Source organism: Streptomyces sp. NBC_00400 (assembly GCF_036048035.1).
Lineage (GTDB): Bacteria > Actinomycetota > Actinomycetes > Streptomycetales > Streptomycetaceae > Streptomyces.
In genome coordinates, this window is sequence record NZ_CP107940.1 from 8,342,820 (window position 1) to 8,359,211 (window position 16,392).

At 69.4% G+C, this 16,392-nt stretch carries 15 protein-coding genes; 12 read left to right on the top strand and 3 right to left on the bottom strand.

The window, feature by feature from the left end; genetic code table 11:
• The first annotated feature begins 284 nt into the window (after nt 1-284).
• A complete protein-coding gene (locus OHS81_RS36675) occupies nt 285-983 on the top strand; it encodes a hypothetical protein (protein WP_328390590.1) in 699 nt (232 codons plus the stop codon).
• A gap of 76 nt (nt 984-1,059) precedes the next feature.
• Here the strand turns inward: OHS81_RS36675 and OHS81_RS36680 are convergent, their stop codons facing one another.
• Together OHS81_RS36680 and OHS81_RS36685 are read right to left on the bottom strand one after the other, a co-directional pair.
• On the bottom strand, nt 1,060-2,310 hold the full coding sequence (locus OHS81_RS36680) for an RNA polymerase sigma factor (protein WP_328390592.1): 1,251 nt from the start codon (nt 2,308-2,310) through the stop codon (nt 1,060-1,062).
• Complete coding sequence (locus OHS81_RS36685; RefSeq protein ID WP_328390594.1) at nt 2,307-2,666, bottom strand: YciI family protein; 360 nt, start codon at nt 2,664-2,666, stop codon at nt 2,307-2,309. The genes OHS81_RS36680 and OHS81_RS36685 overlap by 4 nt, the downstream gene beginning before the upstream one ends.
• A gap of 471 nt (nt 2,667-3,137) precedes the next feature.
• Between OHS81_RS36685 and OHS81_RS36690 the strand changes: the two genes are divergently transcribed.
• The 3 genes from OHS81_RS36690 to OHS81_RS36700 all read left to right on the top strand — a co-directional run bounded on the left by OHS81_RS36690 (nt 3,138) and on the right by OHS81_RS36700 (nt 5,888).
• The gene (locus OHS81_RS36690; RefSeq protein ID WP_328390596.1) at nt 3,138-4,358 is read left to right on the top strand and encodes an AI-2E family transporter; all 1,221 of its coding nucleotides are present in this window, start codon (nt 3,138-3,140) and stop codon (nt 4,356-4,358) included.
• A 171-nt stretch (nt 4,359-4,529) separates the two neighbouring features.
• On the top strand, nt 4,530-5,330 hold the full coding sequence (locus tag OHS81_RS36695; RefSeq protein WP_328390598.1) for an AAA family ATPase: 801 nt from the start codon (nt 4,530-4,532) through the stop codon (nt 5,328-5,330).
• Between the two features lie 282 nt (nt 5,331-5,612).
• Entirely contained in the window at nt 5,613-5,888 is a 276-nt protein-coding gene (locus tag OHS81_RS36700) for a hypothetical protein (protein ID WP_328390600.1), read from the top strand.
• A gap of 199 nt (nt 5,889-6,087) precedes the next feature.
• On the opposite strand, the gene OHS81_RS36705 is transcribed toward OHS81_RS36700, so the two are convergent.
• Entirely contained in the window at nt 6,088-6,387 is a 300-nt protein-coding gene (locus tag OHS81_RS36705; protein ID WP_328390602.1) for a hypothetical protein, read from the bottom strand.
• A gap of 1,157 nt (nt 6,388-7,544) precedes the next feature.
• On the opposite strand from OHS81_RS36705, the gene OHS81_RS36710 reads away from it, so the two are divergent.
• The 8 genes from OHS81_RS36710 (at nt 7,545) to OHS81_RS36745 (ending at nt 16,246) form a co-directional block, all read left to right on the top strand.
• The gene (locus tag OHS81_RS36710) at nt 7,545-8,870 is read left to right on the top strand and encodes a condensation domain-containing protein (RefSeq protein WP_328390604.1); all 1,326 of its coding nucleotides are present in this window, start codon (nt 7,545-7,547) and stop codon (nt 8,868-8,870) included.
• 153 nt (nt 8,871-9,023) lie between these two features.
• A complete protein-coding gene (locus tag OHS81_RS36715; protein WP_328390606.1) occupies nt 9,024-9,980 on the top strand; it encodes a fatty acid desaturase family protein in 957 nt (318 codons plus the stop codon).
• 20 nt (nt 9,981-10,000) lie between these two features.
• On the top strand, nt 10,001-10,666 hold the full coding sequence (locus tag OHS81_RS36720) for a GNAT family N-acetyltransferase (RefSeq protein WP_328390608.1): 666 nt from the start codon (nt 10,001-10,003) through the stop codon (nt 10,664-10,666).
• Entirely contained in the window at nt 10,638-12,347 is a 1,710-nt protein-coding gene (locus tag OHS81_RS36725; RefSeq protein ID WP_328390610.1) for an aspartate aminotransferase family protein, read from the top strand. The genes OHS81_RS36720 and OHS81_RS36725 overlap by 29 nt, the downstream gene beginning before the upstream one ends.
• Before the next feature lie 98 nt (nt 12,348-12,445).
• Nucleotides 12,446-13,951 (top strand): AMP-binding protein, encoded by a 1,506-nt coding sequence (locus OHS81_RS36730; protein WP_328391692.1) that lies wholly within the window; start codon nt 12,446-12,448, stop codon nt 13,949-13,951.
• A complete protein-coding gene (locus OHS81_RS36735; RefSeq protein ID WP_328390612.1) occupies nt 13,948-15,021 on the top strand; it encodes an amidohydrolase family protein in 1,074 nt (357 codons plus the stop codon). The genes OHS81_RS36730 and OHS81_RS36735 overlap by 4 nt, the downstream gene beginning before the upstream one ends.
• Entirely contained in the window at nt 15,018-15,266 is a 249-nt protein-coding gene (locus tag OHS81_RS36740; protein ID WP_328390614.1) for a phosphopantetheine-binding protein, read from the top strand. The genes OHS81_RS36735 and OHS81_RS36740 overlap by 4 nt, the downstream gene beginning before the upstream one ends.
• The gene (locus OHS81_RS36745) at nt 15,263-16,246 is read left to right on the top strand and encodes an amidohydrolase family protein (RefSeq protein WP_328390616.1); all 984 of its coding nucleotides are present in this window, start codon (nt 15,263-15,265) and stop codon (nt 16,244-16,246) included. The genes OHS81_RS36740 and OHS81_RS36745 overlap by 4 nt, the downstream gene beginning before the upstream one ends.
• Nucleotides 16,247-16,392 lie beyond the last annotated feature (146 nt).

The window sequence follows — 16,392 nt, forward strand, 5'->3', positions numbered from 1 at the left end:
CTCCGGCCACCGTGTTTCGGTACTGCCGCGCAGGGCACACGCTCTGCAGTCCCCGGCCGGCCCCCCGTCCGGCCGGGGATTCCCTCCGGCCGTAGCTCCGCGGTGACGATGTATCGGATGATCGGCCAGGTGTTCCACCGGCGCATTCCGGTCGCTGCGTCGCGCGCCCGGCCGGTGGGAGGAATCTGCCGCCTAAACCTCCGCCCCGCCTGTCGCGTTTTCCCTCACGGCTCGTTGTCGCTCACATGATTCCCTGTAGCAGCCCCCTCTCGGGTACCAAAACGATGAACGGACCGAAGAGCGTCAGCTGGGCCGGACGCATCGCCTTGATCGAGCCCGCCCCCAAGCCGGCCCGTTACGCCCGCTATCTGGCGCCCCATTGGAAGGGCATGGCGCGTCTTGACAGTGACAACGGGATCGGTGCCCTTCCGGCCACCCTTCTCCTTCTGCTCGCCGGGGTGCTGCTGTTCGGAGCCGGCGGGGCCGGCGCAGCCCTGGTGGCACAAGCGGCCTGCGGGCGGCCCCCGCTGCTGCAGCTCTGGCTGGCCTTCGACACCGTCACCGCTCTCGTCCTGGCGGCCTCCTACTGGCTGGTGAGCCGCTACGGCCTGCGGTTCTACGACACCGAACCCGCCGAGAACGAGATCTGGCGCCTGGTGACCGTGGCCAACACCGCCTGGCGCGCCCTACCCCGCTCCCACCGGCGCATCCACCAACCCCGCCTGCGTGCCGCCAACACCGCGGCCCGCCTGCTGCTCACCGACCTCTCCGATACCCGTACCCGTCAGGTCCTGGCCGCCCATACCGAGCTCCTGCGCCATCTGTCGATCACCGTTCTGCCGGACACCCAGCCGCACGGCCAGGCGGACGAAGCCCTCAGCGCCGTCCTCGCCCACCACGATGCGGACGCCTGCCAGATCCTGGACGCCACCGCCCCTGCGCCGCCCACCTCGCTCCCGTCCCTGGCCGCCGCCTCGGCATGACGGGCCACTCCAGAGCGGTCCGTCGCCCCTCGGCCCCTCCGTCGCTCTGCCTGCCGTGGCAGCCGGGCCGCCTCCTTCACCGCCGGGCCTGGCCCTCCCCGGGGAGGGCTTGACGACTGCGCCGCAGGAAGTCACGCTCCGCCGCGTTCTCGGTGCGGGCGATCGCCTCCTCGTACGCCAGGGCCGCCTCGGCATCCCGGCCGAGGCGACGGAGCAGGTCGGCACGGACGGCGTGGAACAGGTAATAGCGGTCGAGCTGCAGGCTGCCGACGAGGGCGAGTGCCTGCTCGGGCCCCTCGACCTCGGCCACCGCGACCGCGCGGTGAAGAGCTACGACGGGGCTCGGGTCGAAGGAGAGCAACTGGTCGTACAGCTGAAGCACCTGCCGCCAGTCGGTGAGTGCCGCGGTCGGTGCGTCGCTGTGAACGGCCTGGATCGCCGCCTGGATCTGGTAGGGGCCCGGTTGATTGCGTCGCAGGCACCGCCGGACGAGGGTGTGGCCCTCGGCGATCAGACCGCGGTCCCAGCGACGGCGGTCCTGGTTGGCCAGCAGGACGAGGGTGCCGTCCGGGCCCGTACGGGCGGCGCGGCGCGATGCCGTCAGCAGCATGAGGGCGAGCAGCCCCGTGGCCTCGGGCTCGTCGGGCATGAGCTCGGTGAGCAGCCGGCCGAGACGGATCGCCTCCCTGCACAGGTCGTCGCGGACCAGCGCCTCACCCGAGCTGGCCGTGTAGCCCTCGTTGAAGATGAGGTAGAGGACGGCCAGTACGGCCCGGAGACGGTCGGGGAGATCGGCATCGGCAGGGACCCGGTAGGGGATGCGGGCGTCGCGGATCTTGCCTTTGGCCCGGACGATCCGCTGCGCCATGGCCGGCTCGGCGACCAGGAAGGCGCGGGCGATCTCGGCGGTGGTCAGCCCGCCGAGGAGCCGGAGGGTCAGGGCGACCCGGGCGGCGGGGGCGAGCGCGGGGTGGCAGCAGGTGAAGATCAGGCGTAGCCGGTCGTCGCGCACGGGTCCCTCCTCGGCCGGTGCGTCCCCGGCGTGCAGCAGAGCGGCCTGGGCCTGCCGGTCGTCGCGGGACGCTTCCCGGCGCAGGCGGTCGATCGCCCGGTTGCGGGCGGTGGTGATGATCCATCCCGCCGGGCTCGGGGGCAGCCCGGTGGACGGCCAGCGCTCGGCCGCCGTGGTGAACGCGTCCTGGACCGCTTCCTCGGCGACGTCGAGGTCACCGAAGACGCGGACCAGGACGGCGACCGCACGGCCGTACTCCTCGCGGAACACGCCGGAGATGTCCGCCGCGGTCGCCCCCGGCCTGCCGGATGTCACCCGCAGGATCCGTCCTGCAGCGGCCTGACCTCGATCGGGAGGGTGGTGGCGCGGGCGAGCTTGCGACCCCATGCGAGTGCGGCATCGAGATCGGGGGCCTGGATGACGGTAAAGCCACCGATGTGCTCCTTGCCCTCGATGTACGGCCCGTCGGTCGTGAGCATGTCGTTGTCCTTCTGCCGCACCACGGTGGCCGTGCTCGGCGCGTGCAGGCCCCCGGAGAACACCCAGGCGCCGGCCGCCCTGAGCTCGGCCTTCAGGGCCTCGACGTCCCGCATGATCGGCTCCAGGAACTCCGGCGGCGGCGGGGTCCCGTCCCCGTCGGGCTGGTAGATGCTGAGCAGGTAGTGCGTCATGGTGTGCCTCCTTGGCCGATTCTTCCGGCCCTGTGCCGGCGTCTCACCCTCTGTACGAACGGCCTCTTCGCGGATCGACACCGGAGCACGACCGGACGGCAGTTTTTTTGCGCCCGCTCCGGCAGCGGGGGAGCGGAGGTGCCCTCAGGTGCCCTCCGCGGAAGTGCCCCCTGCAGGGCTGCCCCCTGCAGGGCTGCCTCTTCTCCCAGCGTGAACCCTCGGCTTCTCCCGGTGTGAACCCTCGGCTTCTCCCGGTGTGAACCCTCGGCTTCTCCCGGCGTGATCCCTCCGCCCCGGAACCCCTTTCCCTGCCGCGTGCCTTTGGGGGAATGCAGCCCCGCTCACGTTCGAAGGTCCGCTCGCGGTGATACCACGTTGGGGTATGCGCGGAGGGCGGGTGCCGTCCCTCGTGCGGCAGACGTCCCTCTTCCGGCCCTGGGCACGGGAGGGGAGGGAGGTGGTGGCGGCCAAGTGCGGAACCGATCCGGCAGGTATCGCGGGCGTGACCCCGCTGCCCACGGGGTCACGGCGCAGCGCCGCAGGAACAGCGCGCGGCGCCTGGCCCGCGGGGCGCGCGTCATAGGCATCCGCTGGTCGGTCGGGGGCCTGCCCGATCGCGGTCCCGGCGCGGAGGCCGAGGTCTCGCCGTCGCTGCGGGTGGCGGCGGCCTACGGGTGGCGCCTGATCATCGTGGGGGCCGCCGTCTACGCGGTCTTTGCGGCGCTGGGGCGGTTCCAGCTGGTGACGCTGGCGGTGTTCCTGGCCTTGGTGCTGACGGCTCTTCTGGAGCCGTTGGTCAGTCTGCTGAACCGCTGGATGCCGCGGTCCGTGGCGGTCGCGGGCGGCCTGCTGCTCGGCATCGTGCTCCTCTTCGGCATTCTGAGTCTGATCGGGGCGAATGTCGCGGGTGAGTGGGAGGGACTGCGCCGGGAGTTCGTCGGCGGTGTGGCGCGGATCGAGCGGTGGCTCGAAGGCCCGCCGTTCCACCTGCGCGCGGGGACGCTCTCGGATGTGCAGGCGCGGGTGTCACGCTTTGTGTCGAGCCATCGCACGAGTCTGATCAGCACCGCGCTCAGCGGGGTGGGCCAGCTGGTGGAAGTTCTGACGGTGGGCGTGCTGGCGCTGTTCTGCGCGGTGTTCTTTCTGCATTCGGGCGACCGGATGTGGGGCTGGTTCGGCGGTCAGCTGCCGGGGCGCGGGCGGCATCCCGTGCGTCTGGCGGGGCGTGCCGCGTGGGTGACCTTCACCGGGTACACCCGCGGCATCGTGGTGGTGGCCGCGATCAATGCGGTGCTGGTGGGGGTGACGCTCTTCGTCCTGGGCGTTCCCCTCGCCGTTCCGCTGGCCGTGCTGGAGTTCTTCGCCGCCTTCATCCCGCTGGTGGGTTCGCCCATCGCGCTGGCCGTGGCCGCCGTCGTGGCGCTGGCCGCCAAGGGGCCGCTGGTGGCCGTGGCCGTGGTGCTGCTGATCGTGGCCATCGGACAGATCGAAGGCCATGTGCTGCATCCCCTCGTGATGAGCCGGGCCGTCCGTCTGCATCCGGTGGTGGTGGCGCTCTCGGTCATCTGCGGCAGCGTCACGGCGGGCGTGCCCGGAGCGGTCGTCGCCGTACCACTGGTCTCCGTGGCCTGGTCCGTGTACGGCGTTCTGCGCGCGCACCCGCGCCCGCCGTCCACCTCGCCGGCACGCTGAGCAGGCCCTCAGGACGACAGCAGACGAGCCGGCGGACCCGGTCGGCGGCATCGCCACGGCGGGCCGGCAGCAACCGGTACAAAGCGTCCCGGCTTTGTAGTCCTTGAGCCGTGTGTGAAGATCGCTCGTCGCAGAAGGTGGGGGAGAACCAGTGAGGCCAAAGGACGCGTAGTGGGTAATTCGGTCTGGCCGGGTGCAACGGAGAAGTCCGTTGATCCGCACGGGGGGTTGACGCTGCGGCCGCGCGGACTGGTGGATCTGCGGGGCCCGGGAGACGTGCCGGCCCTGTTGTCGTATCCACCGGGGGCGGTGGTGGTGGTCTCCGGACTGCCGGGGAGCGGCAAGAGCACCTTGCTGCGACGTTGGTCCGAGGCCGCGTCCGTTGCCGACCCGCGCACCGTGCATCTCGCCTGCGAGGCGGTGATGCCGGCCCGGTTGCCGTATGCGGTGTACCGCCCTTGGGCGCGGTGGAAGTACTTCCGGTGGCTGCGTGTGGCGGTACGCGCCGGCGAGGCGTTGCTCGTCCACGATTGCGGTGGCCGGCCGTGGATGCGCCGGTGGCTGGCCAGAAGCGCCGGACGGCAGGGGCGCGAACTGCACCTGGTGCTGCTGGACGTAGGGGTGGCCGAGGCGTTGTCGGGGCAGCAGGCCCGCGGCCGGTGGGCCCCGCGCCGCGCCTTCGTCCGGCATCGCAGAGGCCTCGACCGGTTGCTCGGGGCGTTGTCCGGCCGCGGCGCGGCACCGTTGCCTGCCCCACGAGCTGCCGCCGGTGAAGCCGATGACGCTCCGTCCCCACACACCGTCAGGCTCCCGAAGCAGTCCGCACCGTCGGCGAACCCGGCCGCCGACCCGGTGCCGGAGGCGAGATCGGTGGTTCTGCTGGACCGCGGTTCACGAGAGCAGGTGGCGGCCGTGGAGTTCGTCCCCGCAACGGTCCGGTCGCCACTGACGGAGGACGGGGTACGACCGTAGCGCCCGCTCTTCACGCCGGTCCGTCCGGTGAGCCCTGGGCGGCGAGTCCTGCCCGGGGAGTCGTGCCCGGTGTGTGGGGGGCGGCGAGTCCGGGGCGGTGTGCCTTGCCTGGCGAGCCCCGCACGGCGGGTCTTGCTCGGCGGAGCCCCGCCCGGCTCGCGCCGTCGACTGCCCCGGACACTCCTGCAGGGCGCTGTCGCGACCGTCGTCCGGACAGCCGGGCGGAGGTCTCACGCGGGGGCTGGTTTGCGGGCGGCACGAGGTGCAAGGCACCCTTGCGTCATGTCATACGTGAGGCTCGAAGCCTGGATCGGCGGAGAGTGGCTGGAAGTGGACGCCGTGAGCGTCACCGTAATGGACTCTGCGCTGACCCTGTCCTTCGAACCCCAACGAAGCGAGACGGCCTACCGGAGTCTCATCTGGGAGCCCCTGGAGAACTTTCTGAGGGAGTACCGCGATGAGCCGGTCGTGGTGGTGCCGCTGGGGCGCAACCTGCCGGTGATGTTCGGCCCGGGCGCCGCGGGACCCTTCCGGCTGGCGGAGACGTCGGGCAAGTGACCCCCGATCGCCCCTCCCGGCTTCGCTGAAGAACCAGGCATTGCGGCCCCCGTCGAGCGGCGGGGGCCGCAGCGCGTCAGCCGATCGGCTGACGCCGGGGGTGTACCGGCTTGGGGCGCCGGGGGACGGACCGGCTTCCTGCTCCTGAACTTGTGGGCACGAGGCCGCGCCATCGCATCACACGCTCGGTGGATCCGGGCTAAGTGAGCCCGGTCTGGGCCTTGCTGAACAGCACACCCTCGGAATAGAAGAACACCGCGCTGCTGCTTCCGTCGGCGCCGTAGCACGTCCAGGTGAGGGGGTAGCCCTTGGCGGGCTTCTCGCTTTCCCGCTGGCAGGTGCTGGCGTAGGTGAACAAGGTCTTCTCGCTGCTTCCGGCCTTGAGCTTCTCGTATTCGGCGAGGGTCAGCGGGTCGGTGGAAGCGGTGCTGCCCTGGTAGGCGCCGGCGATCACGAGAAGGCCGAGTATGCAGCCGCCGGCTATCGCGCTCTTCTTCACGGGTGGGGTTGTCCTTTGGCGGGTGGGGCCGGGAAAGCGCCGGGCCTGGGCTGGAGGTGCGGGGCGGCGCGTATGACGTCGCCGGTGAAGGCGGGGGAGCGAGCGCCGCCGCGGGCGGGGACGGACACGGACTGCTCGGGCACGGCGGGGCGGCACCTTTCTGCGGGTGGGGGCGGCGGACGAGCCGGCAGGGGGAGTCTATGCGGCGCGCTCTCACGGACGCGTGGGGATGCCCGCCCGGGAGCACTGATGGAGGGAGCGTTGGGTCAATGCCGAGCAGCAACGGGTGGACGCGGTCGTGGACAGGCGGCTCGTGGGCGAAGGCCCGGCGTACGTGGTGGTGGTTGGCGAGGCGCGCCATCAGTTCATGGAGGGCGAGCCACCGGTACTTCTCGCCGAAACGCCCGGCCTTGTGAGCCTGGCGGGATGAGGGAAACGATCCGCGCAATTCGTCGAAGTCGTCGAAGAGCTGTGGGCGCAGCCCAGCTCGTCCACGCGGGCGATGATGAGCAAGCCGGTAACGCTTGGCTGTGGCCCACTCGTGCTCGCGCCGCGCCTCGGATCCACTGTCAAGATGGCCTTGACGGAACTGGCCAGCTCATCGCCGGCCGGTGAGCTGGTGACGAAGTCCCCCGGTAGACGCCGCCGGCCCCGCTCCCGCCGCTGCTACCAGCCGTGTCACCCCGGCCGTCAGCTGCCCCTGGGCGGGCGGGACGTCCCAACCACCGGCCACACGAGGCGGATTGGACCACACCGTTCACTCTGGCCAATCCGGCATCGGCGTTCCCGTGACCAGCGGATCTTCCGTAATCCCCCGGGTGCACGGTGAGCAAATTCAGCCGTATCACAGCCTGTCTTGATCACAATCAGGGATATTCCTTGATCCTTGAGGCCGTCTCGTTGCGCGTGTAGCGTCTCCCCGGTCGACTGATGAACATCATTTTCGGGCTGCAAGGCGGTCGGCATTCGGACTGTTCACAGTGTTTACCGGGCACCGACTACCAGCCATGGCCGTCGGCATGACATCCATGCCGGATATCTGTTCTGTCCCGCCGGCCGACTATCGAGCGTGACCATTAACGAGTGCATCCAGTCAATTTTCTCCTCACTCGCTTCTGCGTATTTCGGTTTGCCCCACATCAGAGAAGGGACGCACGGTGCATGCATCTCACGGGGGACACTTTCCGCTGCTCCCCGCACAGTTGAGAACCTGGAATGCACAGATCGACGACCTCACCAATCCCGTCTTCTTCATCTGTGACTATTTGGAAATCCGCGGTCCAGTGGACCCGGATATCCTGCGTGCCGCACATCTGCAGGTCGAGCGCGAAGCCGACGCGCTGCGTCTGGGCATCATCACGGTGGAAGGCGAACACCGCCAATTCGTGCACCCGGACCCTACTCCCTTGCAATGGGTCGACCTGAGTGCACGGAGCGATCCGGCTGCGGCGGCTGCGGCGTGGATGGCGGAGGACGTCCACCGGCCGGTGGATCCGCTGAGGCTGTGCGGTGCTGCCGTTATCAAAACGGCGGACGACTGTTTCCTGCTGTACTGGAAGGTCCACCACGCCGTCGTCGACGGCTGGAGCCTCGCGCTGATCTTCAACCGGATGGCGGCCGTCTACAGCGCCCTGTCGGAGGGGCGGAGTTACGAGAAGGGGATGCTCCAGCCGTTCGAGCGGCTGCAGGAGCACGAGGCCGCGTACTGGCAGAAACGTTCCCTCGCAGATCGAGCACACTGGCACAGCAAGCTGGCGGACCGCCCGGAGCCCGTCGGACCGTCCCGTCGCCGGGCCCAAGTCGCCGCAGGCCGGCGGCTTCGGCACGAGCTGGCGCCCGACCGGGTCGCCCGCCTGGGGGAGGTGGCGGACGGCCTGGGCGTGACCTGGTCCGATCTGGCCATCAGCGCGATGGCCGCGTACGTGGGCAGCACGGTCCAGGTGCCTGAAGTGCTCCTCGGGCTGCCGACAGCCGGCCGGCTGAGTCCGCAGGTGCGCAACGCCGTCGGCATGGCGACGAACATCCTGCCGCTGCGGGTCCCCTTTGACGACGGATCGTCCCTGGCCGGTCACGCCCAACGCGTCTCGCGCGAAGTACGTGAACTTCTGTTGCACTCGCGCTATCCCACAGCAGAGTTGTCACGGGAGATCACCGAACGGGGCGGCAGCGGACGGCTGTGGGCCGCCATGGTCAACGTCATGCTGTTCGACCACCGGCTGGACTTCGCGGGAGTCCCGGCGATCCAGCACACGGTTTCGATCCCCCTCACCGTCGACATGACGTTGTACCTGATCCAGATCGCGTCCGACGGGACCATGGAACTCATCCTCGACACCCACCCCGACCTCTACAGCGCACCGGAGACCGAGGCGCATCTGGCCGGGCTGCTGTCGATGTTCGATGCGATCGAGAAGGCCGGTCCGCACACGCCGCTCCACGCGCTGTGCCCCGGGCCCGAGCGGTCCCGTGCGTTGTCGGGCTGACCACGCGCCGACCCGAGCAGAGCCGAGCGGCGAACCAGGCCTGGCCAGAACCGGACCAGGCCAGGTCGAGGGCGGTGTGCCACGAACACACCCTGCCCGAACGTGCCCTCCGCACTGCACACCTTGCGTCGTGATCGGAAAGGAGGCAGGCGCGTGGACGCGTCCGCAGGCGAGACGACAGTCCCTCGTTCATCCCGGCAGCAGGAGGCCGCTGACCTCAAAGCAACGCTGAAACACCTGCGCACCGAGCCCCGGGGCTGGGTGTTCTCTCTCAAACTGACACTGTGCGTCGTCCTCACCGGGGCGGGTGTCGCGCTGGCGCTGCAGCCCGTGCTCTGGTGCCGGATCGTCGGAGTGGCCCTGACCGGCGCCATGTTCGCGCATGCCGCGGAGCTCCAACACGAGACGCTGCACAATCTGGCCTATCGCAGCCGCCGGGCGAATACCGTCACCGGCATCGTCCTCGGACTGCCGATGCTCATCTCCTTCGCCGCCTACCGGGCCACCCACATGCGCCACCACCGCGATCTGGGAACCCCGTTGAACCGTGAGTTTTTCGACTACGGCAACCAGTACGGTGCGAAAGGGGACCGGTCGCGACTGGCTGTCGGCCTCGACTGGGCCGTTCGTTTCTCCATGGCCCACCACTACGTGTTCTTCATCGCGAATCTCGGCCGCTCGCTGCTGGGCCGCGATTTCGCCGATGAGAACGCCCTGGTATCCCGCAGGATCCGGCGGGACCATTTTCTTGCGGCGGCTGTCATTGCCGGGTTAGGAGCGCTGACCTGGTGGACAGGGTATGCCGTCATCGTCTGGGTGTGGTTGCTGCCGCTTCTGCTCGTCGCCGCTCCGGTGCATGCAGTGATCGAACTGCCCGAGCACTACCGGTGCGAGACCCTCAACCGGGACCCGTTCGCCAACACACGGACGATACGTTCCAACCGGATCGCCATGTGGTTCACCAATGGCAACAACTACCACGTCGAGCACCACTTGATGCCGAATCTTCCGATCGAGCGACTGCCTGCTCTCCACACCGAAGTCCGAGACCGGATCCGTTACTTCCACAGCGGGTATCTCGACTTTTTCGTGAAGTTGCTCCGCAAGTAATCTCAAAAGGGGTGAAGGTCGTGGATGTTACTTATCGAATAGCCCGGACAGAGGCCGAGCGAGCCGATGTGATCCTGCTGCGTGACGCCGTCTACGTGCAGGACCAGGGCCGGCTCGCCGACACGGCCGACACGGCAGCCACCTTCGACCGCTTCGACGGGACGGCCGAATACATCGTCGGCTACCTCGACGGCGTGCCGGTGGGCACCGTCAAGGTCGTTCCGGACTCGCCGTCGGGGCTGCCCTGCGACGACACCGTCGACCTTTCCCTGCTGCGGCCGGGAAACCGCCTGGTGGAGTTCGGCCACCTGATGACCCTGCCGAAGCATCGGCACCAGGAGATCGGCATGGCGCTCATGCGGCAGGCGCTGGTCCACAGCGTCCGTGCGCACGGGGCCACGCACATCATCGGCGACTTCTTCGTCGACGACTCGGGCGGCCTGCGCAGCTTCTACCAGGACATCGGCTTCGTGGCGCTCGGCGAGCCGTACGCGGACGAACGCTTCCAGGGCGCGCCGCTCAGCCTGGTGGCGACCCTGGATGTGTCCGGAGCCGCACAGGCGGCGCGCGAGGACGTACACCGCGGCAATCGGCTGCTGCAGTACTTCTTCGGCGACTACGACACCTACACGTCCGCCGATCCGAAGGAGGCCGTATATGCGCACTCGACGCCAGCGGCTGGCTGAACTGAAGGCGGCACACAACCACCCCACCTACGCCAAGATGGCGTTCGTCATGGGCTGCAAGGTCCAGGACAGGGGGGAGGGGAGCCGCGTCAGCGACGACGAGGGACGGTCGTTCCTCGCGATGTTCGACCAGTACGGCAACCAGTCCTTCGGCTACTCCCATCCGCGGATCGTCGCGGCCGTACGCGAACAGCTCGACACCGGGGTGCTCAACAGCACCAAGATCATGTTCGAGGATGTGCAGATACGGCTCTCCGAGCGGCTCGCGCAGATCACCGGGCAGCGTCTGCCGTACTCGTACCTGGCCAACGGCGGAGGGGAGACGATCGACAACGCGCTGAAACTGGCCCGTGCCGCGACCGGCCGCCCCGGTGTCATCAGCGCCCGCGGCTGCTTCCACGGCAAGACCTTCGCCACCCTCAGTGCCTCCAACCGCCCCGAACACCGCGCGCACCTCGCCCCGTTCATGGAGCACTTCCGGCAGGTGACCTTCGGTGACACGGCCGAGCTGGCCGCCGCGCTGGACGACTCGGTCGGCGCGGTTCTGCTGGAACCCGTACAGGCGGAGGCCGGGGTGATCGTGCCGCCGCCCGACTACCTGCGGGAGGTGCGCAGGCTGTGCACCGAGGCAGGGGCCCTCCTCATCCTCGACGAGATGCAGACGGCCTTCGGGCGGTGCGGGACCTTCTTCGCTTACGAGCAGTTCGGCATCGTCCCCGACCTGGTGTGTGTGGGCAAGGCGTTCGGTGGCGGTGTGCTGCCCGTCTCGGCGGTGCTGGGCACCGAGGAGGTGTGGAAAGTGCTGCGGGAACTGCCCTCGACATTCGGGTCGAGTCTGGGCGGCAACCCGCTGTCGTGCCGGGTCGGTCTGGAGAGTGTCGCCATCGCCTCGGATCCCCTTTTCCTCGACGGAGTGCGGGAAAGGGCGCGGATGATCGAGCAGCGGCTCACCGCGGCTGCGGAGCGGCACCCCGGCGTGGTAGCAGCGCACCGCGGTGTGGGCATGATGCACGGCCTGGAATTCCACGACCAGGCCCTGGCCGGTCTCGTCCTGGGACGGCTGCTGGAAGAGGGCATCACGTCCACGTATTCGCTGTACAACCCGGGGGTGCTGCGGGTCCAACCCCCCATGGTCATCACCGTGGACGAGCTCGACCACTGCCTGTCGGTCCTCGACGCCCTCCTGGCGGAGGCCGACGCGCATCTACGTGCTGTCGGCGAGGGACCTGCCGACGGCTCCGGCACCGAACTGTCCCCGCTCACCCGCACCGTGTCGCTGCCGCACCCGGCCCATGAGGTGCTGGAACTCCTGCACGCCCGGCCCCGCATCCTGGATCCGTTCGCCACTGCCGACACCGGGCCGAAGGGGTACGACGCGGAGTTCGCCGGACGGCTCGGGGCGGACACCGTGGTCTGGGCCGACCGTACGGAGACCACCGCCCAGGGGGTCCGGCTGAGCGCCGAGGCCGGCTGGCTGTGGCGCACCCTCTGCCGCGAGGCGACCGTCACGCCCACCGCCGACGGCGGCAGTCTCCTGCACCTGTGCATCACCTGGGACACCGACAGCGGCTCGTACGAGGAACTGCTCGGCGGCCGCATCGGCTTCCTGGCCGGCCGGGCGCTGACCGAGTGCGTCGCGGCGCTGCGGTCCGCGCTCGGATCCGTGCGGGAGACCGTGTGAGCCGCGCGCAGCCCCCTCCGGGCAGCCCTGCCAGCGCCCCGAACGACCAGACGGCAACAGCGGCAACAGCGGCGACGAAAGGCGAACCCGAAGTGAGCATGACCCTGCACGACCTCACGAACCGGTACGGCGGCCACACGGACGCCCGCGTGACGGCGATCGACGTCTCGGGCAGTCGCCGGGAGATGACGCACAGCGATCTGCACGCCCTGGCGGCCGACCGCGCCGGGCAGTTGACCGCCGCGGGCGTGCGGCGGGGTCACCTCATCGGGATCAAGGCGGGCAACAGCCTCGACTGGCTGGCCTGGGACCTCGCGGCACTGGCCACCGGTGCCCTGCTCAAGGCGTTCCCGGACTCCACGGAGGTGGCCGATCCCTCGGAGTTCGTCGCCCGGCACGGCCTGGCACTGTTGATCGCGGACGACTCCGTACCGCTCACGGCGCCCACCGTGATCCGGCCCGACGGCGTCCCCGGGGAGAACGTGGCGCCGCCGAGTGCTGAGGTGTACGACCGCGAGGACGTGCACAGCCTGGTCTACTCCTCGGGCACATCGGGCCGGCTCAAGGGACTTCAGATCAGCGGCAGCGGCACCGACTACGTCATCAACCGTTTCATCGACAGCTTCCGTCTGACCGCCGCCGACCGGCACCTGATCTTCCTGCCGCTCTCCAACTACCAGCAGCGGCTGTCAGTCTACTGCTGCCTGTGGCTCGGGGCGGATCTGGTGCTCGCCCCCTACCAGCGTGTTTTCCAGGCCCTGCGCAAGGAGCAGCCGACCTTCCTGATCGGCCCACCCGTCTTCTACGACACTGCGCTGCAGCTCTGTGCCTCGAGCGGCGCGGACATCACCCTGGGCGACTTCCTCGGTGGGCGCATACGCTTCCTGATCACGGGGATGGCGCCGATCCGGCGTGAAACCCTCGAAGGGTACTGGAAGCAGGATGTCCGACTCCTTGAGGCGTACGGGCTGACAGAGACCGGCATGGTCGCCTGGAACACCCAGGACGCCTACCGCCTCGGCTCCGTCGGCAAGCTGATCGACCCGGACGCGGTGACCTTCCTGGACGACGGGGAGGTGGTCATCAACCGCCCGGCACCGCTGAGCCGGGGCTACTTCGAGACCGACGACGGCTCGACGCCCGAAGACTGCTTCCGTCCCGACGGCTCCATCCTGACCGGCGATTACGGGCGGCTGGACGAGGACGGGTACCTCACCCTGATCGGCCGCAAGAAGGACGTCATCGTGCTCGGCAGCGGGCGCAAGGTGCACCCCGCCGAGATCGAGAGTGCGTTCGTCTCCGTCGAGGGCCTCAGCGAGATCATCGTGGTGCCGACCTCGCAATCGGCCAGGCTCGGCGCGATCATCACCCCGACCGACCCCAAGAACGACGCCCTGCGCACGCAGCTCCGCAAGTGCGTCGAGGAGGTCAACGGGTCGCTCCCGGCCCACCAGCGCGTGATGTCGATGGTCTTCTCCGAGCGGCCGCTGCGCTCCGACCCCGCCTTCCTGACCGGCAATCTCAAGCTGAGCAGGGCCCGTGCGGCGGAGCACTTCGCCGCCACGCTCTCCGCCGCGCCCGCAGCGGACGAGGGGGGCCGGTGAGGGAGTCGGCCGGGCCGACGACGGCCGGAACTGCCGGCAACGGTAGGGGGACCGGGAGTTCCGACCGGCCGTTCGTCGTCGACGCGCAAGTACAGCTGGGCAGCGAACTGGCCATCCCGCGCGCCTTCTTGGAGTACCAGGCAGCCAACGTCCATCACCGGCTGGCCTCGTACGGCCACCGGGTGCGACCCTCCCGCACCCTGGACCACGTACTCGCCCTCCACCAGGACGACGAGGCCGACAAGCTCGTCGCCGAGATGGACGAGGCGGGCGTCGACCAGGCGTTCCTGGTCGTCCCCGACTTCTCCCAGGTGGCGCGGTGCCGCTTGTCCCGTCCCGAACTTGCGGCCTGGCACGACCGGGTCGCCCGTCGCCACCCGGGCCGCTTCCACGTCTTCTGGGGAGTCGACCCGCGAGCCGGCCAGGACGGTATCGACCTCTTCGAGAGGTGCGTGACGGAGTACGGCTTCGCCGGGCTGAAGCTGTATCCGCTGTGCGGTTACTCACCCAGTGACGCGCGGTTGGACCCGTACTTCGAGAGGTGCGCGCACTACGGACTGCCCGTCCTCACCCACACGGGTCCCGGCTGGGGGCCCTTGGACTTCTCCTACGGCAGTCCGCTCCTGCTGGACCGGGCGGCCCGTGACTTCCCCCAGGTCGACTTCATCCTGGGGCACGGCGGGGTCACCCACATCGACGAGGCGACCTATCTGTGCGCCCACCGGCCCAACGTGCACCTGGACATCAGCCAGTTCCACTCGGTCCTGGCCGCGGACGGCTGGCAGGCGCACCTGAACCGGCTCCTCCGCACGGGGATCTGCCACAAGATTCTCTTCGGTACCTGCTGGCCCTCCTACCGGCTGTCGGAGTCGCTCAGCGGTCTGGTCGGCGCGTTCGCCCAGGGTTCCCCAGCCGTCGCCGGACTGCGGGAGCCCGACCGACGACTACTGATGAGCGGCAACAGCCTGCGCCTGACCGGCCGCAGAAAGCCCACGGGAACCACTCCCGGGGAGCGGCACCGCACACCACCACACGATGCCGCAACGACGCACAGGAGTGGCCTGAAATGAAGCCGGACAGCACGGAACTGGAAAAGTCCCTGATCGCATGGGTGGAGGACTGGAACGCCGGGGAGACGCAGACCGTCGTCGACGCGGACACCAACCTCAGCCACACCGGTCTGCTCGACTCCATGGCGGTCGTCGGCCTGATCGCTCACCTGGAGGAACAGATCGACGCGACCTTCGACTTCGCCACCTTCGACCACAGTGACGGCGTCACCGTCCGGGGCATCGTCCGGCACTGCGTCGGATGACCACCATCTACGACGGCCACTGCCACGTGGCATCCACGCACTTCGTCCCCCAGGCGTTCGTCGAGGACGTCGCGGGCAACGTCCACAGCAAGCTCTCCGCGAGGGGCGCGTCCCCGTCGGTCGCCCGCATCGCCCGCAGCTACGTCGACCAGCACCAGGACCACCTGGCCGACGGGCTGGTCGCCGAGATGGACGCCGCCGGGATCGCACGGGCGGTGCTGCTGGTACCGGACTTCAGCCTGCGCATGCCCGGAAGCGTGCCGCCTTCCGAGGCGGCCCGGCTTCACCACGAGATCCGGCAGCGCCACCCCGATCGCTTCTGGGTCTACATCGGGGTCGATCCGCGGCGCGGCCCCGAAGGGGTGCGAGCCTTCGCGCAGATGGTGGACGAGTATGCCCTGGACGGGGTGAAGCTGTATCCGCCCTGCGGCTATTCGCCCTCCGACCCGGATCTCTACCCGTACTACGAGATCTGCGCGGCCTTGTCGCTGCCCGTGTTCGTACACACCGGACCCACGGCGGCGAGCCTGGACTACGAGCCCGCGGACCCGATCAAGATCGACCGGGCGGCCCGCGACTTCCCGCAGGTCGACTTCGTCCTGGGGCACGCGGGGCTGACCCATGTGGACACCGGCGGCTACCTCGCGGCATACCGGCCCAACGTGTACCTGGACATCGGCGGGTTCGCCAGCACCCCGACCCTTCGGAGCTGGCCGGAGCATCTCAACCGGCTCTTCCGGGCGGGCATCAACCACAAGATCATCTTTGGGACGGACTGGCCGCTGGGCCGCATGGGCGGCGGGCTGAAACGCCTGACCGACGAAATCCTGCACGGACCGACCGTCTTCTCCGGGGTCTCCCGCACCGACCAACGACTCATCCTGCGGGACAACCTGCTGCGTGTCCTGGCGCCTGGCAGCCGCCCGGCTCCGCACCCGGCGGCCGCACCGCGAAAGGGGGCTGCCGACGTCGCCGGCTGACGCCACGACGGACCGTGGACACCCCGCCCGCTGCAACCCGGAACAGACCGGTCGCCTACCTGGAACAGAGACCTGGAACAGACCGGCCGCGGGGAATCCGCCGGACGAAAAAGTGAGGAACCGAGCAATGGCAATCACCGGATCGG